Origin of the sequence: Rossellomorea sp. LJF3 (genome assembly GCF_037046045.1) — a bacterium.
In the GTDB taxonomy this organism is placed as follows: Bacteria; Bacillota; Bacilli; order Bacillales; family Bacillaceae_B; genus Rossellomorea.
Map to the genome: position 1 here is coordinate 26,587 of NZ_JBANLY010000004.1, position 23,387 is coordinate 49,973.

The 23,387-nt window shown below is 35.4% G+C and carries 16 protein-coding genes; 10 read left to right on the forward strand and 6 right to left on the reverse strand.

Annotation, left to right across the window (positions count from 1 at the left end):
- Positions 1 to 665: 665 nt before the first annotated feature.
- The gene (locus tag V8G47_RS05445) at positions 666 to 1,280 is read right to left on the reverse strand and encodes a hypothetical protein (RefSeq protein WP_336199202.1); all 615 of its coding nucleotides are present in this window, start codon (positions 1,278 to 1,280) and stop codon (positions 666 to 668) included.
- Positions 1,281 to 1,380: 100 nt separating this feature from the next.
- Here V8G47_RS05445 and V8G47_RS05450 point away from each other — a divergent pair, with 100 nt between their 5' ends.
- From V8G47_RS05450 to V8G47_RS05475, 6 genes are all read left to right on the forward strand, one after another.
- Entirely contained in the window at positions 1,381 to 2,247 is an 867-nt protein-coding gene (locus V8G47_RS05450; RefSeq protein WP_336199203.1) for an alpha/beta hydrolase, read from the forward strand.
- Between the two features lie 129 nt (positions 2,248 to 2,376).
- Positions 2,377 to 3,273 carry a glycerol kinase gene (locus V8G47_RS05455; protein WP_336199204.1) on the forward strand — a complete coding sequence of 299 codons (897 nt, stop codon included), beginning with the start codon at positions 2,377 to 2,379 and terminating at the stop codon, positions 3,271 to 3,273.
- 27 nt (positions 3,274 to 3,300) lie between these two features.
- Positions 3,301 to 4,290, forward strand: coding sequence for a hypothetical protein (locus V8G47_RS05460; protein ID WP_336199205.1), 990 nt, complete (start codon positions 3,301 to 3,303; stop codon positions 4,288 to 4,290).
- Between the two features lie 101 nt (positions 4,291 to 4,391).
- On the forward strand, positions 4,392 to 4,625 hold the full coding sequence (locus V8G47_RS05465; protein WP_336199206.1) for a helix-turn-helix domain-containing protein: 234 nt from the start codon (positions 4,392 to 4,394) through the stop codon (positions 4,623 to 4,625).
- Positions 4,626 to 4,904: 279 nt separating this feature from the next.
- Entirely contained in the window at positions 4,905 to 5,672 is a 768-nt protein-coding gene (locus V8G47_RS05470; protein WP_336199207.1) for a hypothetical protein, read from the forward strand.
- A 294-nt stretch (positions 5,673 to 5,966) separates the two neighbouring features.
- The gene (locus tag V8G47_RS05475) at positions 5,967 to 10,709 is read left to right on the forward strand and encodes an AAA domain-containing protein (protein WP_336199208.1); all 4,743 of its coding nucleotides are present in this window, start codon (positions 5,967 to 5,969) and stop codon (positions 10,707 to 10,709) included.
- Between the two features lie 170 nt (positions 10,710 to 10,879).
- On the opposite strand, the gene V8G47_RS05480 is transcribed toward V8G47_RS05475, so the two are convergent.
- The 4 genes from V8G47_RS05480 to V8G47_RS05495 all read right to left on the reverse strand — a co-directional run bounded on the left by V8G47_RS05480 (position 10,880) and on the right by V8G47_RS05495 (position 17,141).
- The gene (locus V8G47_RS05480; protein WP_336199209.1) at positions 10,880 to 12,133 is read right to left on the reverse strand and encodes a restriction endonuclease subunit S; all 1,254 of its coding nucleotides are present in this window, start codon (positions 12,131 to 12,133) and stop codon (positions 10,880 to 10,882) included.
- Positions 12,096 to 13,649, reverse strand: a complete 1,554-nt coding sequence (locus V8G47_RS05485) for a type I restriction-modification system subunit M (protein WP_336199210.1) — start codon at positions 13,647 to 13,649, stop codon at positions 12,096 to 12,098. The genes V8G47_RS05480 and V8G47_RS05485 overlap by 38 nt, the downstream gene beginning before the upstream one ends.
- The gene (locus V8G47_RS05490) at positions 13,636 to 14,250 is read right to left on the reverse strand and encodes a restriction endonuclease subunit S (RefSeq protein WP_336199211.1); all 615 of its coding nucleotides are present in this window, start codon (positions 14,248 to 14,250) and stop codon (positions 13,636 to 13,638) included. The genes V8G47_RS05485 and V8G47_RS05490 overlap by 14 nt, the downstream gene beginning before the upstream one ends.
- A gap of 137 nt (positions 14,251 to 14,387) precedes the next feature.
- Positions 14,388 to 17,141: a type I restriction endonuclease subunit R gene (locus V8G47_RS05495; protein WP_336199212.1), complete on the reverse strand. Its 2,754-nt coding sequence runs from the start codon at positions 17,139 to 17,141 to the stop codon at positions 14,388 to 14,390.
- A 259-nt stretch (positions 17,142 to 17,400) separates the two neighbouring features.
- Here V8G47_RS05495 and V8G47_RS05500 point away from each other — a divergent pair, with 259 nt between their 5' ends.
- Together V8G47_RS05500 and V8G47_RS05505 are read left to right on the forward strand one after the other, a co-directional pair.
- Positions 17,401 to 18,744 (forward strand): AAA family ATPase, encoded by a 1,344-nt coding sequence (locus V8G47_RS05500; RefSeq protein ID WP_336199213.1) that lies wholly within the window; start codon positions 17,401 to 17,403, stop codon positions 18,742 to 18,744.
- A 7-nt stretch (positions 18,745 to 18,751) separates the two neighbouring features.
- On the forward strand, positions 18,752 to 19,405 hold the full coding sequence (locus V8G47_RS05505) for a hypothetical protein (protein WP_336199214.1): 654 nt from the start codon (positions 18,752 to 18,754) through the stop codon (positions 19,403 to 19,405).
- Between the two features lie 428 nt (positions 19,406 to 19,833).
- Here the strand turns inward: V8G47_RS05505 and V8G47_RS05510 are convergent, their stop codons facing one another.
- On the reverse strand, positions 19,834 to 20,115 hold the full coding sequence (locus V8G47_RS05510; RefSeq protein WP_336199215.1) for a helix-turn-helix domain-containing protein: 282 nt from the start codon (positions 20,113 to 20,115) through the stop codon (positions 19,834 to 19,836).
- A 187-nt stretch (positions 20,116 to 20,302) separates the two neighbouring features.
- On the opposite strand from V8G47_RS05510, the gene V8G47_RS05515 reads away from it, so the two are divergent.
- Positions 20,303 to 20,626: a nucleoside triphosphate pyrophosphohydrolase gene (locus tag V8G47_RS05515; protein ID WP_336199216.1), complete on the forward strand. Its 324-nt coding sequence runs from the start codon at positions 20,303 to 20,305 to the stop codon at positions 20,624 to 20,626.
- 194 nt (positions 20,627 to 20,820) lie between these two features.
- Complete coding sequence (locus tag V8G47_RS05520; protein WP_336199217.1) at positions 20,821 to 23,385, forward strand: MrcB family domain-containing protein; 2,565 nt, start codon at positions 20,821 to 20,823, stop codon at positions 23,383 to 23,385.
- Positions 23,386 to 23,387: the final 2 nt, after the last annotated feature.

Below are 23,387 nucleotides of genomic sequence, written 5' to 3' on the forward strand. Positions count from 1 at the left end.
AATGGGGACGGATCCGATTTGACTTTTTTCATGAATATGGAAATGAATACGGTCAGTGAAATGGATCACCAATGACAATCTATTTCTAGTGACAAGAAATGACCAGCCGTTTACAACTAGGCCCTCTTTATAATTAGTGAGCATACCTTCGGGTGGTGACTAATATTCAAGAGGGTTTTTGTATGGTTCATTATCTTAGGTAATAGGTCTATAAAAGAAAAAACGGCCAAACTCAAAATAAAAACTCAAAAAGAGGTGTTTTATTCTATCACTTATTAACTTGATACTAAAATGTCCGCCACAGGGGCTCTTACTATTTGCACTAATTAAGTAGACATATTGGTGTGGTAGTGTCAATCTGATAATGTAATTTTACCATTTTTGCAAAAGTCAAATCGGAACCGTCCCCGATTAACTATCCGGCAAATCAATTGGAATAACAGTGTATTCCTCTCGTAAAGGACCTAATTTCTCCTTAAAATGCATTTCTCCCGTTCCCATTAAACCATGAATCAAATAAACATTCCTCGCCACTATCTCCACTCTCCTCATTCATATATACCGTATGTACTAAGTTTATAGAGTAAAGCCATTGTTGAGAATGAGCCTAAGGTGGACTTTCGTGTAGGTCTTAAGACTTATGGGGACGGACCTTCGCATCACCATCACTCCAAACTCCGTGCATAATGATCCTTCACCCAATACGTCAACGTCCCATCCTGCTCAATACGATAGCGCAGTTCAGCTTTCTGCAATCCCTCAATCATAAGTGGTCGCAATTCACTCATTTTTCGATTACTTTCTTCTATATAAGTAGAGAGTATTTCAGAATGATAGGAGTTGGCATTCACAGACGATATGAGATAATCGACGGCTGCTTGTTTGATGACGTATAGTTCGATGGTTTTGTCGTGCAGCTCCATGAAATCGTGGGGAGGATTCAAGTCGATGAGCTTCTGATAATTTTGAGTGAGCGTCGTATTGGTTTCGTTGATGTCGATTGTCAGGGATGAAAGATTACCGTTAGAAGCGTTGAGCTTGGTCATCAGCTGCTTGAAGCTTTGGTCACTGGAACTGAAATATTGTTCGCGCTCCTGTAGATAACTTCGTATCTTTTGTTCCTGTTGGATGGTGATTTCGTTGTAGATCTTCATTGGTAACCCGCTTGCGAACAACGCCAGGAGGATGAATCCGATGACTCCCCATGACCATTTGGGAGCTTTCTTGCTTTTAGGTCGATACCGGTTATCATTCCAGTAGTCTCTTTCAGCTATAGGCATAAGTGGTTCCTCGTTTCATTTGATACTAGTAGAATACTCCTTTTATTTTACCATAATATTACATAATTCTACATAAAAATTGAACGTCAGGAGGGTGAAAATGCACGATATCGACCTTGAATATCTCATCATAGGAGAAGGGAAACGGATTCTTGTCCTTGAAACGGGGATCGGGAATTCGTTCTACAGCTGGCTGCCATTCATCAACACCATCAAGAAAGAGTATACGATCATCCTGTACCATCGGGCCGGTTATGGAAAAAGTGCGACCCCCATGCATCGAAGGACCACCGCCAATATTGCGAGGGAGCTTCATGTGCTTATTGAAAAGTTGCAACTTGATCGGTTTCTGTTAGTCGGGAATTCCTTTGGCGGACTCTGTGCTCAACAATATGCACGAATGTATCCTGAAAAACTGGATGGAGTCCTTTTGATCGACTCTAAGTCACATAATTTCCACCGCCTTTATGATCTGGATCTGCCGTTCATGTATTCCATGATCTCTTTAGAAAAATTGATAGAAGCCAACAAGGAAACATCAACGAAATCCAAGAATGAGTTAAAGGAAAAATTTAAGGAGAGTAAAGAAGAAAGTAAGGGCTATCTTACCGAAAAAGAAGCGGCTGATTATGAAGAGTTCATGACGACTCCTCATTTCTACAAAACGGTGGCGGAAGAGTTTGAGAACTGGTCCACTAGCCGGGACGAAATCAAATCCGGAGAAGCATTTCCGGACATTCCACTGATCGTGATAGCAAGAGATCAAGAGCTTTCAGCCAAGCCTTATGTTGAACATGGAATACCAGAGGCAGAAGCAATCCTGCATGAGAGAGCGTGGAGGGAGCTACAGGTGGAGTTGGCTGGGTTATCGAGTAAGGGAGAGCTGGTGATTGCGGAGGGGAGTGATCATGAGGTGCATAAAGATCGGCAGGGGGTTATTGTGGAGTGTTTGAGAAGGTTTGAGTGAGAGGTTTAGAAGAAGTCGCCTCTTGTAACCTTCAATATCTTTGCGAAAGAGGATCTCTCTATATCTATTGTTCTATCGACACTTAAGAAGTACTATATAATTAGCAGATTATTGAAAATGGGGGATGACATGAGTACAACGGGTAAAGTGAAATATGTTTCTACCACTGCACTTTCAAAGGAATTAAAAATAAATGTTAAAGATATGTTTAATATTTTCCTTGCAAATGGGTTCATTAACAGAGTGGATGATTATTGGGTGCTAACTGAAAAGGGAAAGCAGATAGGGGGCACCATAAAAAAACTTCCAAGAGTGGGGGAGTATATTGCTTGGAAGGAAGATATAAGAGATCATAGTATGTTTAAAGCCGATAGTCTTGATGTACTTATAAATTCTACTGCCATAAGTAAACACTTCGGGATTTCAAAACTTAAAATGAATCCAATCCTATCGGAGTTAGGCTTTGTTCAGAAGGGTCTAAAAGGTTGGACAGTAACAAAGCTTGGTTTAAGTTTGGGTGGAAAACAGCTTGAATACGATAAAACAGGAGTCCCGTATGTAAACTGGCCAAACAGCATATTGCAGAACAGAAGGTTAGTAGAAACGATGAAGGAGCTTCAAGGGAATGGGACGGAAGAGAAATCAGATTTTGCCCAACACAACCCTTTAGAGTTTAGAGAAAAGTTTGAAGCCAAACATAGGGCAACTGATGGACATTATGTCAGGTCTAGAGCAGAAATGTTAATTGATAATTGGCTATACATGTCAGAAATTGCCCATGCGTACGAAAGAAAGTTGCCTGTAGAAGAAGATGTATACACGGATTTCTACCTGCCCGTCGGTAAAGTGTACATAGAATATTGGGGAATGGAAAACGACCCGAAATATGCAGCAAGAAAACAAGAAAAATTACGCATCTATCATAAATATGGATTTAATTTAATTGAGCTGAATGACGCGGATATCCAGAACTTAGATGATATTTTGCCTAAGAAGTTGTTGATGTTTGGGATTAAGGCTTATTAAAAGTAAAAAGTAATTGGGGGAAAAACATTGAACAACTTTGATTGGGTTTGCAGCGGATATCGCCTGTTTTCTACTGTGGATATACAAGCTAAGGTAAACGCAGATAAATTATTTGTGAGTTTATTGAAGAAGATCGAGGACAATCGGTTAGATATTAACAAATCGTTTACTATAAAAGAAATTACTGAACTCATACCTAGAGGAACTGCGGATGTAGAAAATTATGCAACGTATGGATTCTCCCTTATGAGTATGCTCAGTAACCAGAAACAAAGGGATTATTTTATCTTTGAGAATGAAGGCGTTGGGGATGAGTTCACTAGTTTATGTAACAACAACCATAATAGAGATAATTATTATTGGAAGAAGCATTATCTAAATGAAGTAGTTAGAATCAATCCTAAGTATGTACTGAACAAGGAATATCCCAAAAATTTTTTCAATCTAATGCAATTCTTTGAAGGCTACGTAAGAAATTATAGAAGGCTAAATTTGTCTGTTAATCATAATCGTTCGATGTTTACTAAAAGAGAAATCGACTATTTTGCCAGTTTGGGAGAGATGCTTGGTTTCGAGGTTTTTATTGAAGATAGGAAAATGGATAAGGTGAAGGGGCGGTCCCGTCCCATGGACCTGGCTTGGTGGAAGTGGGATAAACGAATCAGTGAGGAAGAGTATGTCTCTTTGGATTTGCATCTGGAGCGAGAGAGTGTGTGGGGGAAAGATGTCGAAACAGTAGAGAAGTTGTTTTCCGAAACGGAAGAAGGCTGTGTCCCTACTCATGTAATTGGTATTCAATACATAGAATCTGAGGGAAGAATTGATTATTTGAACAATCTTGTTGTGGAGAAAAATCGTCAGCAGCAGTCAAGTGTCTTAATGGTCTATCGGTATTGGGATGTAGAAACAGAGATGGAAAAAGTGAGTACCTTCTGGTTTCATCCGGATGGAAAACAAGATGAGAGGCATGCGTTTTGTAAGGTGGATGAGTCGGGGTATTGGTTTATGTGTTTTTAAGAGGAACTTAATTGAGAAGAAAGTAGCCATGGTTTCCCAGAGTATAGTTTGTGTGAGAGTGTAGTATTTAGCTGAAAAAAAACAAAAGGAGGACATCTAAGATGCTGAAGTCTAATCTAAAGGAAATACTTGATGACAGGCGTATTACGATAAGAGAGTTTTCTAGAATGGCGGACTTCCGTTTTGAATCCTGCCGGCAGATGTACCACGGTACTATGACGAGATTCCCTGGTGAGTTAATTGAAAAGGCATGCAAGGTGTTGAACGTAACGCCTAATGACCTATTTGTATTTGTTGAAGAAGATAAAACTGATGGTGTAGGAGGCAAGTTGTAACAACATAACAGACTGATTTAACGAAAGTTAAGAAGTAATTAATAGAGTTGTTACATATAAAATTTATAATAGACTCCCCTTCTCCTAAATAATCGAACGGCATATTGTAGAAGTAGAAACTCCGATATCGTAATTAGGAACTGACCTTATAATAAATTTGCTTTATGTGGGGAATTTTTGCAAGGTTTCCGTGCTGAGGGTTCAGATCCTAAACTTCAAAATAAAAATTTATTCAAAGAAAAAAAGAGATAAAGATTGTTGAAGTAGGGGGATATAGAAATGTGGTTGGTTAATTATTTTTCTTTAAGCTCTATTAATAAGCCTGTCATTTTATACGAAATTCCAATTTATATTATATTTACTGTCTTAGGTACGTTCTTGGCTGCAATTCTAGCCCAGCTTATTTCTCATTATTTAACTAACAAGAGAGAAAAAAAGAAGGAATTCATGCAAAAGTATCAAGATTTATACGTAAATATTATAGCTCCGATATCGACTTACATGCATATAAAAACTAATCCAAGAAAACTCCACGACGTCCATCATAAAGTGATAGAAGGTGATTTGCTGGAGATTGCATTAAGTGAACTGAAAGAAAAAATTAAATATGCTTCTCCAACTGTTCTAAAAGTATATGAAGGGTTAATAGGATATGAATATTATGAAGATGGATGGGGAAGCAGAGCAGAGATTGATAAACATGCTGTTGTTTATTTTTTATTAGATGACATTATAAGGACGAGTAAGAGAACTGGTGTATTTAGTAGGAGTGATAGAAAACGATTAATACAGCTTAAATATTATTATGGATTGTTTGCGTGTGCTCTTAGTTTTTTTGAGATGAGGGAAGCGGAAGTGATAATTCAAATGGAGAATTTTAGCGGGGTACGCAAAAAGGTTAAATATAAAGAGCTTGGAAAAGAATTGTTATCATTTGATCGAAACTCAATGAAGAAGCACCTTATTAAGCACTTAAAATTAGTCCATAGTTCTAATAAGGATATGTATTCCTCATATATTGAAGAGTTATCATCCTTTAGTAAATAATCACTATGGTTATTCATTAAGTTTCAATCAGAACAGGAATTAGGCGCTTTTATTGTACGATTACTAATAAGGTATTAATCATAAAAAATCATTCCATCAAAAATGGTGGGGTGATTTTTTATGTTGAACACATCTTACCTGCAGTCCGAATTTTTAGTAAGGCTCCACTTTATAATTAAAATAGAAGATACAGCATATTTAATTAGGAAATGTATTCCACCCTCATTAACTTAATTTCCCAAACATACAATTGTGATATATTTACTATTAGAAATGATAAAGAGGTGTTTGTAAGTGAACGACAAGGCGAGACAGTTATTTGAATATTTATTGGCCGTTAATAATTTGCGTTTTAATGTGATTCGGGATTATACCGAATATGATAAAAGTTGGAATAATAAATCCTTGGAGGAATATGGGGAGGATGTATTTCTTTTTGGTGACGGGAAAGATGAGGAAGCAGTTTTAGAGATTCATAGGCAGAAAATAACCACAGATGTATTAACCCCGCCACAACCAGATAAAAAGATTAAAGAGTGGATTACATATCCTTATAATAAAGAAAATCAACATCCACAAATGCCTGATCCTAAAGTTGTATTAAAAGGCGACGAGAAAGTGGAAGTGAAATTTGAGGATGACACTACAAGAGTAAAGCTTTTTAGTGAGTGGAAAACTGAATGGCATGATTGGGCAAAAGAAGTAACAAGGATAAAGAAAGTTCAGTCTCTTTATGAATTATTCTTTAGAATCCATCAAGATTTTCAAAGGGAAGGAGAAGGACTTGAACTCCTTCTAGGTGAGACGTTATTTACTTGGAAACATGAGGTTGGCACCATTCAGCATCCCCTGTTTACAACGAAATTGGATATTGAGCTTGATACTGATAAAGGTGTTATTACTGTTAAACCAACAAATCAAGGGTATAAGCTCGAACTTAACATTTTAAGTGGAATATCACTTCCTAATATGGAAGGCATTCAGAACATTGGAAGATTAGCCAGGTACAAGGATGTTTTAGAAGAAGATGTGAAAGATCTTTCGAGTCAATTTATGCAATTAGTGGATGCTGGAGGTAGAACTTCAGGTAAAGGAGAAGCATTACTTCCTACAAAAAATGCGGTAGGTCATGTAGACGAGTATGTCATTCTTCTTAGGAAAAAAGATAATCAAGTATTGAAGAATGATTTGGAGCAGATTATCGAATTGATGCAGGAGGAAGATTATCCAGTACCAGCAACAATTGATTCCATTGTAGGTAATCAAATTAACGAAGAAACTGTTCATAACCTGAAATGGGATGAAGTAGGTACCGATTTGTATTTTCCTTTAGCAGCGAATGAGGAGCAAAAGGATATCGCAAGAAGGTTAGCGACAAATTATGGTCTTACTGTTCAAGGTCCTCCAGGGACGGGGAAAACCCATACAATCGCTAACATTGTGTCTCATTTACTGGCTCATGGAAAAAAAGTATTGATCACAAGTCAAAAAGAGAACCCTTTAAAGGTATTAAAAGATAAAATTCCAGAAGAAATTCGTGACTTGTGTGTTCCAGTACTCGGAGGTGGAAGGGATTCGCTGAGAGAGATTGAAAAATCAATCCGTACCATATCCGAAAAACTTGGAAATGCTTCCACAGAAAAGTTAGAAGCTGAAATCGCTCGAAGTAAAGAAGGTTTAGATAAAAGCAGAAGAAAAGAAGCCAAACTCAAGAATCAACTCTTAGAATACAGCAAGAGCGAAAGGACAGAAATCGAGCATAAAGGCAATGTAACGACGAAGGCAGATGCCGCTAAAATGTTAATTGAAGAGCCTTTAGACTACAAGTGGATCTTGGACAAAATACAACTCAACACTGATCTTCCCATTTCGGATGAAGAGTTTCTATCCTTATGGGAGCTAAGAGGAAGATTGAAAAAAGAAGACTTATATCTAAAGGAATCTATCCTTCCTGAAACCGACTTTCTAAAAAGTCCTGAAGAAATGAAACAGTGGTTAAATCTTGGAAGAGATTTAAAACATAAGAATGATACGGCTATTGTTCATACAGACAAGGTCCGCTTCCCTATTGAGAAAGAGTATGCTCAAACGATAAAAGAGCAGCTGTCAGCTATTCTTGCTTACAAAGAACTTTTAGCAGAAGATACTGCATCTCATAAGATTCTTGATGATTTTCTTGCCGGAGATACGCGTAAAGAGCGTTGGGTTACTTTCCTCAAGGAAATGGAATCAATGAATAAAGAAATGGCTACCATTAACCGTTCGATTATTAGTTACGACATTAATCTACCGGATAAATCGGATTACGAATTAGAAGCGGATATATACGTATTGGGCGAAAGATTAAGACAGAATAAAAAGCCCAATGCTGTGTTTGGTCTCACTAAAGGGAAGAATGCCAAGTACTTATGGCAAACTCCGATCATTAATGGGCAGCCTATAAGAAATGTAGAAGAAATTGATGTACTTCAGCAGCATTTATTGTTGAAGAAGAAGAAAGAGGAAGCGGTTAGGACTTGGAATGCCAACCTTGATGAAGTCAGTGGTGAATTCATCGATCGTGAGGATAAGCGTCTTATTAGTTCCATTGATAAAAAGATTGCTGATTTTGAAAAGATTATTTCTTTAGCCGATAAAATTGTGAAATTTAAAGAAGCTGCTAATCGATTAAATATAAGTAATGAGAATTGGCTAGATTATGATTTTTACCATGAGTTATACAAGATTACTGGAATCGTCTTTGACGTGCTTAACTATAATGAGTGGAAAAATGACTATTCATTATATGAAGAGAAACTAGAGAACGCTCTTAAAGTTCAAAACACTCATCCAATAATAAAAACCTTGATACAGGTTCTCCAGGTACAGGATGAAAATAGATGGGCTACCGTTCTGACTGAAATATCGGCCTTACGAAGAACAAAAGAGGAAGTACTGCAGTTCCATTCTTTAATAAGTCGCCTTGAACAGCAAGCTCCTCAAACAGCAGCTATGATCATTGATTTGATGGGGAATGGAGCCGAGATGCCTCATAATCCTTCAAGAGCTTGGGAGTTAAAGTCATTATACGATTGGATGACAGAAAACCAAGAGGTTGAAGCAGAGCGTATGGAAGGTCATATTAAAGCTGAGCAAGAGTACCAAAAGAAAATGATTACTTCAATCGTGTCTAATTCAACGTGGTTAAATCAGATTACTCGAATAACCGAAACCCAAAAGAGGGCGTTGGTAGCTTGGAAAAACTTTATTAAGCGCTATGGAAAAGGAACGGGTAACAACAAGCGTTATTTAACAGATGCCCGCCAGGAAATGGAGAAGGCTCAATCAGCCATTCCTGTATGGATTATGCCAGTCAATCAAGTCATTGAAAACTTCCCTGTCTACAATGAAAAGTTTGACGTCATTATCTTTGATGAAAGCAGCCAGTGCGATATCATGTCCGTTCCGGTATTGTTACGTGGTGAAAAAATTGTCGTCGTTGGTGATGACGAACAAATTAGTCCGTACGGCATTGGCACAAAGGATTCTGAGATAGAAGAATTAATCCAGCGTTATCTAGAGGGAGTACCAAATAAGCGATTATTTGATCATAAGATTTCACTATATGAAATTGCAGATCAAATTTTCCCTAAGAGCGGAAGGTTAATGTTAAAAGAGCATTTTAGATGTGTACCAGAAATCATTCAATTCTCTAATGACTTGAGTTATGGAGGTCAGATGGTCCCACTCAGACTGCCTTTCGAAAATGAAAAAATTGACCCTCCAGTACTGGCAATAAAGGTAGATGAAGGTTATGCAACAGAAGGTAGTAACTTCGTAAACATACCTGAGGCTGAAAAAATTGTAGAAGATATAGAAACAATCATTTCAGATCCTAAATATAATGATCAAACAATAGGTGTGATTACCCTTCAAGGAACAAAACAAGCAGCTCTTATAGAGAATAGAATCCGTGAGAAAATTTCAGAAAGTGAATTTGTGAAAAGAAAAATAATCTGTGGAAATGCCTATAGCCTTCAAGGGGACGAACGGGATATTGTTTTCCTTTCAATGGTAGTTTCAGGGAACAGGCGATTTGTTGCGATGGCAAAGAAAGATCAACCACAGACCTTCAACGTTGCTGCCAGCCGTGCCAAAAACCAGATGAGGTTATATCACTCAGTAGACTTAGATGACTTGAAGAAAGACTGCTACAGATACAAGTTATTAAGCTATTGTAAGAATCCTACAAGAGTAAACGATATTGTAGAGAACTTAGAAGAGCAATGTGATTCTCCATTTGAAGTTGATGTATTACGTATGATTGTGGCCAAAGGATATAAAATCCAACCACAAGTAAAGGTAGGTAAGTACCGTATTGACTTTGTCATTGAAGGAATCAGAGACCGTCTGGCTATTGAGTGTGATGGCGAAAGGTGGCATGGACCTGAAAAGTGGGAAGAAGATATGCAACGTCAGTATGACCTGGAACGAGCAGGCTGGAAGTTCTGGAGAGTTAGGGGTAGACAATTCTATTATGATCGAGTGGCTGCAATGGAAAGCCTATGGGAGAAGTTAGAGAAGTTAGGTATAGAACCTAACACACTAGAACATTCAGAGGAGCAAAAGACTCAAAAAGAGAATAGACCTAAAATTGAACGTGTAAATTTGAAGCCTCAACCTGCGGCTGTAACTACAGAAAAAGAAAGGATTAAACAATACGTAGTACCTAATGGACAAATAAAGTTAGACCTGTCTGGACTTACTGAGCCATCAAAAGGATCTTTCGAGCAGATTGCCTTGTTTGAAGAGGATAATGAAAGCATTGGAGATTACGATCAACCTTCAAATTTCTCTTTACTGAATTATTTAAAGCAAAGAAAGTTAAAGGTCATTGATCAACGTGAAAAAGGTGGTAACTTGTGGGTAGTGGGTGGAGAAGAATTAGATATTCTAATGGGAGAATTGAATAAGATGGGTATCAAATTTAACTTTACTCAAAACGGTAGTAAGTCTACAAGTTATATGCAGGGTTGGTATACGACTTATAAGGATTAATTCTAAGGGATAGGTGGCGATTATTTAGAGTAGTTTTATTCTTTAATTCCTCAGCTCAATTCTTGCTAATGCGCTATGTGGCTACTTAGATGTTTGGATTAGAAATTATTAGGGTTTTAAATTCTAAAAAACACAGCACCATTCCATTAATTCTGGAAGGTGCTGTCTTATTAAATAAACATGTGCTGCACAAAATATTTCTTTTGTTTTAGTAAGTTATCGTATTTTTCCTCTTGCAGCTTAATATTATTATCCAGGGCTTTTAGAAATTTTATTATTTTTCTTTGTTCGTCAATTATAGGTGCTGTAATTACCCCTTTTAGTACATTCTCATTATTTATTTTCATATCATTTTTTGCACCTTTATTTACTAAAGGTCGAAGGTATGAATTTGTATGATCATCAAGTTCAAAATAATAATCTAAAAACTCTCCAATCATAGTTTCTTTACAAGAGTAAACAGCGTATAGGGTAGAAACTATACCTGTCTCATGTTTGTTACACTTTATAATTCCATAGGGATTAGACTTTAATGGACTTTTTGTATAAACAACATCTCCTGTATGAACTACATGATAATTTGCTACGGATTTTCCAGCAAAAGATCTTCCTTGAAATTCTATTTGATTGACTATACCGTACTCACCAGAGACTGAGAGAACATCTTCTTTTGAATAAAAATTATCATAGTTTCGGATTTTATGTTCGAATAAATAGTTCGATAGTTTCTGTGTTTGCCAGTCGGGAAAAGCTTGCCCATTGTCATCCATGAAACGTAGTTCCCTAGAAAATATTTTCTGTAAATATCCCTTTTTTTGTGCTCTCAATAAATTAATTTTTTCACGTAGTTTATAAATATTTTCATCAATTAATGATAAAAAATCTGAGATTTTCTTTTGCTCTTTTATAGTAGTTATGCCAATTTTACATTTACCTAAATTATGTTTACTAATCTCTAAGAATGTAGATCCACTTGAGTGGGTATAACAATGCTGTTTTATAATAGGTTGTTGATAATAAATGAATTGGTTATATACATTCTCTTTGCAAATTAATGATTGAAACCCTTGGTTAGTACTAACTTCTTGTGTGTTAATAGACATATCACCTAGTGAAGCTCTTGTAGTAAGCAAGATTGTTCCAATAGGTAAAAGTTTAGCACTACTTTTTCTTAGTCCTAAACTTGAAATAGTTCTGATGCTTTCAGAAACATACTTCTTATCACCAATCTCACTCGGCGTAAACCACTGGATATTACCGTTCCAATACTCTGAATTTGAAGTAGAAGGAGTTCCTCCCCCCTGAATCTCAACAACTTCTTTAAGTTCTTTTATTTTCCATTTTGAGGTGAATTCTTTAAATCTTATTTTTGGTATATTCAATATATTACACCCCCAACTCTCTGAAGTATTTGACCAATTCATGTTCAATTTCTTCAATTTCTTGATCAATCTCATTGAGACGGCTGGATACAGCTTGTAGATCAATGGGTTCCTCTTCTTCAAATGTATCTACATAACGTGGAATATTTAGATTATATTCATTTTTTTTAATTTCTTCTAGTGTTGCAGAGAACGAATATTTTTCAACTTGTTCACGACTTTGGTATGTAGTAATGATTTTATCGACATGTTCATCTGATAGATGGTTTTGATTTTTACCTTTTTCAAATTCATTAGATGCATCTATAAATAATACGTTATCATCATCTTTACGACATTTTTTGAATACCAAAATACATGTTGGTATGCTAGTTCCAAAAAATATGTTTGCTGGTAAGCCAATCACAGCATCTAAATAATTTTTTTCTTCAATCAGATACTTTCGAATTGCTAACTCTGCAGCTCCACGAAATAAAACACCATGTGGCAATACAATTGCCATTGTCCCGTTCTCATCTAAATGATGAATAAAGTGTTGTATAAACGCGAAGTCTGCTTTGGATTTTGGAGCTAATTTAGCATATACGCTAAATCGTTCATCTTCTTTAAATTTGTCATCAGCGCTCCATTTTGCTGAGTATGGAGGGTTCACAACGATTGCTTCAAACCGTTGATCCAGATGTTGTGGCTCTTTTAAAGTATCTGCGTTTCGTATATCAAAGCGTTGATATGGAACATCATGAAGTAACATATTCATTCGAGCTAGGTTGTAGGTTGTGGATACTTTTTCTTGTCCATAATATTTATGCACCTTTGTTTCTCTACCTACGCGAAGAAGCAATGATCCTGATCCACATGCCCCGTCATATACATCACGAATCTCTGATTTACCAGAAGTGACAATCTTCGCCAAGATTCTAGAGACTTGTTGTGGTGTATAGAATTCTCCAGCTTTTTTTCCTGCATTTGCTGCGAACTGAGAAATCATATATTCATATGCATCTCCTAATACATCAATCTCTACGTCATCTTGCAAGAAAGGAATGTCTGCAATGTTAACAATTACTTTACTGATTAAACCGGTACGATCTTTTACTGTGCGTCCTAATCGTGTTGAAGATAAATCCATGTCATCAAAGAGATTTTGAAAATCATCTTGACTTCTTGTTCCTAAAGTAGAAGATTCAATTGCCTTAATTCCATTTTGAAGCATTTCAACGTCAAAGTTACCATTTGTTCCTTTCACAATTTCTTCGAGAAAATGTGAGAAAAGAAATTGTGGCTCAACGACATAGCCTAATTCATCGATTAAGTACTCTGCTAAACCTTCTCGATATTCTTCGTTTTTCCATGCATTTGCAAATGAAATGTTATCTTCTTTTAGTAATGCGTCAGCGCGTGCTTCTACTTTTTCTGAAAGGTAGCGGTAGAATATCAACCCTAAAATATAATCTTTAAATTCACTGGCATCCATTTGGCCTCTTAAATCATTTGCCATGGCCCATAATTTTTTATGTAATTCCGCTTGTTGTTGACGTTGTTTTTCACTGGTTGTCATTTTTATTTCCCCCTATAGTAGTTATGCCTTGAATTAGTTTATGCTGAATGTATAGCTGTTGCAATCTACTTTTTTCAGACATCAGTAATTTTTTCTTCTTTTTAAGTTGTGCGATTTTCCCAATAGCGATTTGCTGTTGGTAGGGTGGTAAATTAACATCTAAGTCTTTTAAGTGAGAGAGCTTCAATGACGAGTTGAAGGTTCCCTCACACAATATCGCTAACTGTTTTTGAATGGATGGATGTTCATTAAAGTACCATTCAAAAAAAGCTTCATCTACATTACTTACTAATTGTATTTTGATAAAGTTATTTGTTATCAATAGCCCAGTATATTTCTCAGGTAACCAAACAACCTTTTGCGTATGTATATGTAGAATAGTGCTATTCGTATCAGTTAAAAGGTTAGGTGATAATTTTTCTTTGGGAACAGTAATTGTAACATCTCTATCTTTTGAAATCCGATAAGCCAAGCCTAGTGTTTCGTTAAATTCTTTTAAAGAAAGGGGTTTAACTTGCAATAATTCTACTTCAGAAGTCGGGTCTTCTAATCGATTTTTAAATGCTCCTTGAGTAAATTCAGCAATTTCAGAGAGTTTCACGGCTCGCCTCCTTGATATTTTTTAATATATCACTTTGTTTAGTCTAATGGATAATATTACGAAGAGCAATAGTTTTTTGATATTTTTAAAAATATCAAAAAAAGAGCGCGGATTTGCGCTCTTTAATCAATTGAGGTTTATGCACCGTACTTTTCAGAGAAATCATGAATAAAAGAGGTGATAGCTTTAATTGCTTTGTTCTTTTTCAGGAAAGATCCAGGTAAAGAATCCATAATCACATTTTTTTCAATTAAATTGGAGTACTCATACGTTGAGACTTGTTCGCGTAAAACACTGTCTTCAATATCAACTTCTTTTGCGAATGATTCAAGTTCCTGTTCGCTCATTGCTTCTTCGTAACGGTTGTAGGCATCCATTACAGAATCACTTGAAGTAAGAGTTGGAGCCACCTTATCCAAGAATCCTTTAATCAATTCAATCTTCAGTCGTAATTTCGGATCTGAGGCATGATCTAATTCTTGTTTAATAAAGCGAATCTCTTTGTCTCGTTCCTTATTATTTTCAGTGTTGAGCGTCGCAATCAGGTTCAAGATGTAACTGACATTAATCTTGTCTGTGTGCATTAGCTCTAATTCAAAATCGATGTCATGTAAAATTGATTCTTTTGGTACTTCGTTCCGTTTAAAGTCTTCATATACTTTGAAGTATTTACTTTTGAAATCTTCATAGGATTGTTGAGAGATTGTAAGTTCTTTTTCATCAAACTCAAAGTCAGAAAACGACTGTAACCGTTGAAGAAATTTCGTTACACTTTTAAATGCAATGATAAATTTTCTTTTATCTTCTTCTCGCTCTAGTTCGTCAACTTCTTCTGGAATGACCGCAATGCTTCGAAGGTTTTTAACAGCATCCTTAAATGCTTTTAAATATTCCTCATCGCTACCCATTAGAACAGTATCCACATTGTCTGTTCTAGAGAATAACTTAATGGCTTCATCTGTATTGTCTTTTAAGTTTCGGTAGTTAACGATGTTTCCATAGGGCTTAGTTGATTTTTCAACACGATTCGTACGACTATAGGCTTGCACCAAATCGTGATAAACCATGTTCTTATCTACATAAAGTGTATTAAGAGGCTTACTGTCAAATCCTGTTAGGAACATTTTAACGACAAGTAGAATATCAACCTGAGCATTTTTTACTTTTTTAGATACATCGGAAAAATATCGATCCCATGTTTCAGTAGAGAAGTCGGTCTCATACATCTTGTTATAATCTGTAATCATACGATCTAGCGCTTCGCGAGAATGTTCACTCGTTCCGTCACTATCCTCATTTTGCCCATATGAATAGATACCAGCAATTTTAAGATCGTGGTTCTTCGACTTGAGAATATCGTAGTACTTTATTAATGTTGCAATGGAATCTACTGCGAACATTCCACAATACCCTTTACTCTTAGAACGTCGTTGGTGATTATCAATAATATGATCAGCTACAAGGTTTAAACGACGTTCGTCGTGCAACACTTCATCCGTGTTTATAGCATGTACTTCTGTCTCATCTGATTCATCAATATTTGCGTTAAACGTACGGATATATTCAACTGAAAATCCTAAAACATTCCCATCACGAATCGCATCTTTAATAAGGTAGTGATGAAGGCACTTCTCAAAAAGGTCAGCTGTGGTACGACCGTCTTTGCTCTTGTTTTCGACAAAACGTGGAGTTCCAGTAAAGCCAAAGTACTGTGCGCTTTGAAAGTGTTGATCAATTTCCTTTCTCATATCACCAAATTGGCTGCGGTGACATTCATCAATGATGAAGACAACCCGCTCCTGTTTATATGGTGCCATGATCTTTGCATATTTAGAGTTCTTAATCGCATTATTCATTTTTTGAATCGTTGTCACAATGAATCGTTTCATTGGATCTTGGATTTGTTCAATAAGGATTTCGGTTTTGTCTGTCCGGTCTACCGCACCTTTTTGGAACTTGTTGAATTCAGAGGTCGTTTGACTGTCGAGGTCTTGACGATCAACTAAGAAGAAAACCTTTTTGATGCTTTCCTCATCCGCTAATATTTGGCCAGCTTTAAAGGAGGTAAGTGTCTTACCCGATCCAGTAGTATGCCAAATATAACCGTTGTTCTTCGTCTCCGTCGCTCGTTGTACCAATGCTTCTACAGCATACACTTGATAAGGACGCATCACCATCAACGCTTTATCTGTGTCATTGATGATCATATAGCGACAGATCATTTTGGCTAAGTGGCATGGTTTTAAGAAAGCACTACTGAACTCTTGTAAGTTTGTAATCAATTCATTCTTTTCATCTGACCAGAAGAATGTAAATCCAAACTGAATATCATAATCCGAGTTAGAGAAGTACTTCGTATCAACGCCATTACTCACGACAAATATTTGTAAAAATCGATATAGACCATTAAATGTATGTCGACGATAACGTTGAATCTGATTGAACGCCTCTTTGAAATCTAATCCGCGACGCTTCAGCTCAATTTGGACAAGTGGCAAACCATTAATGAGAATCGTCACATCATAACGATTTGTATAAGTGCCTTTAACAGTTGTTTGAGTCGTTACTTGGAACAAGTTCTTGCACCAGTCTTTAGTATTCATGAGTTCTACATAAAGCTGTGTTCCATCTTCACGCTCAATCAATAGCTTATCGCGAAGGATTTTTGCGGAGTCGTATATGCTTTTACCTTCGATTAAAGTAAGAATTCGGTTGAACTCTAAATCTGATAATGGCTGCCCATTTAGTTTATGTTCATTAAAGACATTGAGTTGTTGCTTAAAGTTTGCTAATAGAGCTTCATAGTCTTTTATATTAACGGGTTTGTATCCTTGATCTACTAGCTGTTTATGTAAATTTTTTTCGAGTTGTGCTTCCGGTTGATAAGCCAATACTAATATCCCCTTTTTATTCTTCTTTCCTTTATTATACAGGAAATTCACAGAATAGTTTCATGAATATGATAGTATAGATGGGACGCATAGTGATTTAAAGCTATTTAAATAAGTAATTTATATTGAAACTCAGAATTCTGATAAGATGTTATTTTTGTTTTATCTATATAAAAAAGGATATATATAAATTAAAATAGAACTATGTATTTAGTATAGTATGTTTTAATACAATACAAATGGAGTGAGGTGTTAACCTATGAGTTTACAACTAAGAGATGTGGGATTAATTTCTTATGCTGACATAGAGTTTAATGGATTAACAATTATTGCTGGTGAGAATGATACAGGTAAAAGTACAGTCGGAAAAACAATGTTCTCAATAATTAAGGCATTCAGTAGGTATGAACAAGATTTTAATGAAGATAAGAAAAGAACAATTTTCAATACTCTTGACAATATTTTTTTTAAACTTCGTAGATTGTCAGATAATGAAATCTTAGATATAAGAGATGAGTTTTATCCTCCCAAACTTATGAAAGAACTAGAGCTACACTTAGACTTGATGAATGTTGAGGCTATAGAAAATACTCTCAATTACAGAATATATCTAATTGAAAAATCTAATTTAAATGAATCAGACAAAAATCTAATAATTAATCGTATAGAAGAATTAAAATCAAAAATGGTTGGCCTTAGTGAAAAAAAAGACTATATAAAAAGAGCCTTAAAGTTAGCGTTCATGTCGGAATTTGGACAAGAAGTTTCAAATAAATTTAGTAACCAAAAAGCAGTAGTTAAGTACAATGAAGGTTTAGACAGTATACTCGAAGTCACAATTGAACAAAACAATTTAAAAGATCTAACATATAATAATTTACTCTATTTTAATGATGTCACGTATATAGAGACGCCTTTAGTTTTGCAAATGTATGACCTAATTAGTAGAAGTAGTGCTTTTTTAGAGGATGAGGAAATTTCTCCCGGTAGTATAAGAAGAGTGAGGGGGATAGCTAGACCAACTGTACCTTTCCACATGAAAGACATTATCAATAAAATGGCTAATTCATTGTATTATAATGAATTAGATGAAACAGATGATAATATTAAACAATTAGTTAATAGCATAAATAATATTATTAACGGTGAGGTTAGCTTTGATAAAAAAAAGAGAGACTTTCTTTATAGGAAAAAGTTTGGAGAGAAGTATGTAAATGTAAAATCAACCAACGTTGCTACAGGCGTAAAAGCTTTTAGTATATTACAACTTTTATTGAAAGCAGATATCTTAAATGAACGAAGCTTACTCATAATAGATGAACCTGAAATTCATCTGCATCCTAAATGGCAAGTGGAGTATTGTAAAATAATAGTAGAAATTGTTGAGCGAGGTATTCCTGTTTTGGTAACTTCACATAGCCCGTATATCTTACAAGCGCTAAAGGTATTCAGTAGTAAATCTGATGTGAAGAGCAAAACAAACTTTTATTTCGCAGAAAGAGAACCCGAGGGTACAGGTAGCGTAGTTTACAATGTAAATAATGATTTAAATAAAGTCTTTAAAAAACTTTCAGATCCATTACAAAATTTAGTATGGGAGTAAACTGGTTATGTTACAAAGATTGTTAGATCATGGAATAAATAACAGTTATTTTAAAATTAAACCAATAAAAGATATTGAAAAATCGTGTTGTCAGGTATCTATTACAGAGGTGATTGATTATGATGATACTAAACGGTATATGATTGATACTTTAAATCAATCATCGATTACGTTTCAAGATCCAAAATCATGTGATGCTTTAAAAATAATACCCGCATCAGACAGAATAGACTTTATAGAATTTAAAGGATTAGATCTATTTATTAATAACTTATCTGGTACTGAAGTACAAGTTGAAAGACAATTGACAAAGCAAGTGAATAAATTTGATTTTGAAACTAAAATAAAAGATAGTTTATTTATTTTAGATTTAATAACAAAAATAGGCTCTTTAGAAATGACTAAAAAAGAAAGAGATTATTTTAAAGAAATTAGCAAAAATTATATAATAATGGTAGATGTTGAAATTGAGAAAGATCCTATGAAAAATATGGCATTTAATTTAATGTATCTTAGTGAGACATCTAATTTTAAGGAGAAATTAATTACATATATTCAGGATACACTAACAGGTATTAAAGAAAGAATTGAAATTAATAAGCCAATATTATTAAGTAACAAAAGAATTGATTCATATTATAAAGAACTTCAGTCAGTATAGCTAATGTATTTTTACACTATACTAAGAATTATAGTGAAGTTATTTATGGAATTCAGAAATAACAATGGAATAGAGCAGTGTGAACAATAATTACCCTAGAAAAACCCCAACTTCTCTTTACGAGAAACTGGGGTTTTTCTACAATTTGTGGTGACTTAGATTGTGTCACTTTTTCTAAGACTTGGTGAAGCCATCTAGATTAAAGAATTAATTTGCTTTTTAGCTTCCTTTAACGTTTTTTGTCTATTAAATCCTCTAAAAGCATAAGTTGTTGAGTCATTATTACGAATAAATACTTCTCCATATCCATTCTTGGAATTAAATCCCATAATGGTGTATAGGATGGTATCTTTATCTTTAATTACGTAAAATTCTCTTTTAATAATGATACCTCCTTTATTAGATAGAGATTAATATAAATTAAAAGATTACCTCTTTTTAATTGTACGTTTCTTTACTTTTTCTTGAAAGAAAGGGTAGAGTTTATTATTGGCTTCAGTCAGTATGTCGAGCGGATTAAGGTTTAAACCTGCAGCGATATTAAAGATGGTAGCGATTGTTGGATTAACCCCGCCTCTTTCAATATTTCCTAGGTGGGTATGATCAATGCCAGCTAATTCTGCCAATTGTTCTATTGTTAGTTTCTGACGTTTTCGTTCTTTACGAATATACTTGCCAATCATTTCGAATAAACTATTATGTATGTCCATCTCTCGCTACCCACCTTTCTACTCTATTATTCAAGGGGGAATCGAGAGTTAACACAGACTAAACACCACATTTTGAAATAAAGTGTGACCAGATAGTATATTTTTTTAGACGCATCCCTAAAGTATTTTCATTTGCAATTATCCGTCGTGTTAAACTATTCATATACATAAAATAGGAGGTCGTAATATGCCAACTTACAACAAACGAGTCAGAGATAAAATTCCACAAATCATTGAAAACACAGGGAAGAAGTTTTTAACTAAAATCTTAATTGATCAGGACTACATAAAGTATTTAAAAGAAAAAAGCTATGAAGAGATGGACGAGTATTGCGCAGCTGAATCTAATGAAGAAGCAGTAGAGGAGCTTGCAGATCTGTTAGAGATTATTCAAGCTCTGGCTAAGCAACATGGATCTTCTTTAGAAGAAGTTGAATCGGTACGCAAAGAGAAAGCGGAAAAACGTGGTGGGTTTGAAGAGAAGATCTTTTTGATCGAGGTAGAGGATTGATTGGATGAGTTCAATTGAATGGATGCCTCTAGATTAGGGAAGGAATAAAGGGAAGACGGTTTATACTATTGTCCTATTTTAATTAGATTCAATATAGAGTTGTTTAAGACTTCTTTGCATACAGCAGGAAGGCTTTTTAATTACATGGAAATAATTGTGATAAACTATAGAAAATGACTATTTAGGAGACAACTATGATAATAGAAATCATAAAAGCATTGGCAAAACAAACAAACATGATAGAAACCTTATCGTTAAATAAGAGGAACTACATTAGAAAAATAGATGAAAAAGGGATTTATGTAGAGACCGAGTCATCATTGGAGAAGTTTCAACGTGGAGAAAAAAATACTTCAATTGAATCCATTTCTTTTGAGTTTCTACAACAAGCGTGGGGAGAGTTTTCCTCAAAACGAGTGGCTTCTAAAGAGGACTTTGTTAAAACGAAGGGGAGAACTTCTTTTATTATGTCTTTCTTCTCAAAGCTGTCTTTTGTAAAGATAGTGGAGAAAGGACAAAAGACTGCCATTTCGTTCATTGAGTTCAAAACAGATGATTTGCCGAATGAGCAGATCCATAAAGTTACGGCCTTTTTAGAGAAGGTTATTGAGGGTACGTATCAACCTGATAGATTAAGTGAACAACTTAGGGGTAATGAGTATCGAATCACGTCAAGAGCACGGCAGGACTTAAGATTGTTAGGATTCCTGGATAAGGATCAACATCAAAATGAAAAACTCTTCAAAGAATACATTCAATCATCAAACAAGATAGAGCTATTAAGGGAACAGATTTTACATAAAGAATATTTTAGAATCGCGATTGAAATATTGGGCTTATTAAATGACCATACCCCAATCGAAAAAAAGAGAGCATTGATTGAGGTAGGAAAACTAATTGTAAGAAATTCAATTGGCGATAATCTGATGGTGGATAGTGTAGCGAGAGAAAGAACTACGAATCTACTCAAATGGCTTCAATATGTAGACTTAATCGATGAAAAGTACGCCCCAAACATTCAATTCAGTAAACTGAAGGAGCACCCTATTGTGAATACTTCGATACGTGAAAAACTTTTATTTATAATGAATAACTATGTTTCAGCGAGGACCAAACCTTTTGGAGGGAATCAACTCGGATCCTTTGTAAGAAATGAAGTTCCTAAAGATTTTAATAAACTTCCTAGTATAAATAGCGAATTTACTGTTGTTGGCTCTGTAGGAAAGACAAAATGGGCATTTGTACCCTGGATTGCAATTATGCATAAAAATATTACAACATCTACTCAAAGAGGCTATTATCTAGTTTATTTGTTTAGTGAAGATATGACTAAATTATTCTTAACATTTGCCCAGGGTGTAAAAGAAACTACACGAGAAGACATGTTACAAAGAAAAAAAGATATACGTGATCACATTGATATGCAACCCTCTGTTAAAAAAGATGATGATATATATTTAGGGGAATCCAAGAAATCAAAAGATTATGCTTTTTCAACGGCAGCATACATAGAATATCATAGAGAAGACATGCCTTCTGAAGGCGAGCTTGTGGACGATTTAGAGAGCATGATTGCTTATTATGAGAGATACATAGAGTATTCTAATACTATAGACGAAACAGATGATGTTCTACCTGAAGTAGAGGAAGTTCAAGTCGAGTTCCAAAGTGATGGTGAACTAATTGATCATATCCATGATTATATTTCTGCTAAAGGATATTATTATGATCGCAAAGATATCATCAACTTATACCTTTCTCTAAAGACAAAACCCTTCGTTATTCTGTCTGGTATTTCAGGGACGGGTAAGACGAAGATAGTTCAGTTGCTTGCTGAAAGTCTTGGTGCCACGGCAGAAAATGGACAGTTTGCCCTGATCCCAGTACGACCTGATTGGAGTGATGGATCCGACCTAATTGGATATCGAGATATTAAAGGAGAGTTCCAGGCAGGGCCCTTAACGAAAGTGTTGATGGAAGCGAATCAGCCTGAAAACCGTGATAAGCCTTATTTCTTGCTGTTGGATGAGATGAATCTAGCACGAGTAGAATACTATTTTAGTGACCTGTTGAGTGTGATGGAAAGTCGAGATCGCCAGGATGGGGAGATGGTTTCTGCTCCTGTTGTGGAGGAAGAGAAAGTAGGTAAACTTCTTTTACGAGATAATTTTTATATTATTGGGACAGTGAACATGGATGAGACGACTCATCCGTTCAGTCCAAAGGTGTTAGATCGGGCGAACACGATTGAATATAATGACGTGGTATTAGATCATTTTGGGTTTTTAACAAAAGATTCTATTGCTGAACCAGTAGCTATAGACAATCAACAAATGGCTGGTAGGTTTTTAAATTTAAAGGATGCTTTCTTTGATCATGAGTATCTTGTGAGAAAGGTCACTGGGCTGCTTGTTGAGGTAAATACGATATTAGAACCAATAAAGGCTCATTTCGGATACCGGGTACGAGATGAAGTCTGCTTTTATATGATTTATAACGATGAGGGCCAACTGATGAAATTCGAGGACGCCTTTGATTTTCAACTACTTCAAAAAGTTCTTCCAAGATTAACAGGCAACGACCTGAAAACGGAGGAAGCATTAAAGAAACTATTCTTGTTCTGTACAAGTCATGAGTGGGATGAGATGAATGCAACCTCGATCGTAAAAGAAGCTCGTTTTTCAAAATCTGCCGAAAAGCTTTCAAATATGATTCCGAAAATCATGCATGATGGCTTCACTTCCTTCTGGGGTAGTTAAGG

Bases quoted from the DNA above. Each gene is read 5' to 3' on its own strand.
- V8G47_RS05455 (WP_336199204.1), top strand. From the start codon at position 2,377: ATGAGTACAACGGGTAAAGTGAAATATGTTTCTACCACTGCACTTTCA.
- V8G47_RS05480 (WP_336199209.1), bottom strand. From the start codon at position 12,133: ATGAATTGGTCAAATACTTCAGAGAGTTGGGGGTGTAATATATTGAAT.
- V8G47_RS05485 (WP_336199210.1), bottom strand. From the start codon at position 13,649: ATGACAACCAGTGAAAAACAACGTCAACAACAAGCGGAATTACATAAA.
- V8G47_RS05515 (WP_336199216.1), top strand. From the start codon at position 20,303: ATGCCAACTTACAACAAACGAGTCAGAGATAAAATTCCACAAATCATT.
- V8G47_RS05445 (WP_336199202.1), bottom strand. From the start codon at position 1,280: ATGCCTATAGCTGAAAGAGACTACTGGAATGATAACCGGTATCGACCT.
- V8G47_RS05465 (WP_336199206.1), top strand. From the start codon at position 4,392: ATGCTGAAGTCTAATCTAAAGGAAATACTTGATGACAGGCGTATTACG.
- V8G47_RS05520 (WP_336199217.1), top strand. From the start codon at position 20,821: ATGATAATAGAAATCATAAAAGCATTGGCAAAACAAACAAACATGATA.
- V8G47_RS05505 (WP_336199214.1), top strand. From the start codon at position 18,752: ATGTTACAAAGATTGTTAGATCATGGAATAAATAACAGTTATTTTAAA.
- V8G47_RS05470 (WP_336199207.1), top strand. From the start codon at position 4,905: ATGTGGTTGGTTAATTATTTTTCTTTAAGCTCTATTAATAAGCCTGTC.
- V8G47_RS05500 (WP_336199213.1), top strand. From the start codon at position 17,401: ATGAGTTTACAACTAAGAGATGTGGGATTAATTTCTTATGCTGACATA.
- V8G47_RS05450 (WP_336199203.1), top strand. From the start codon at position 1,381: ATGCACGATATCGACCTTGAATATCTCATCATAGGAGAAGGGAAACGG.
- V8G47_RS05510 (WP_336199215.1), bottom strand. From the start codon at position 20,115: ATGGACATACATAATAGTTTATTCGAAATGATTGGCAAGTATATTCGT.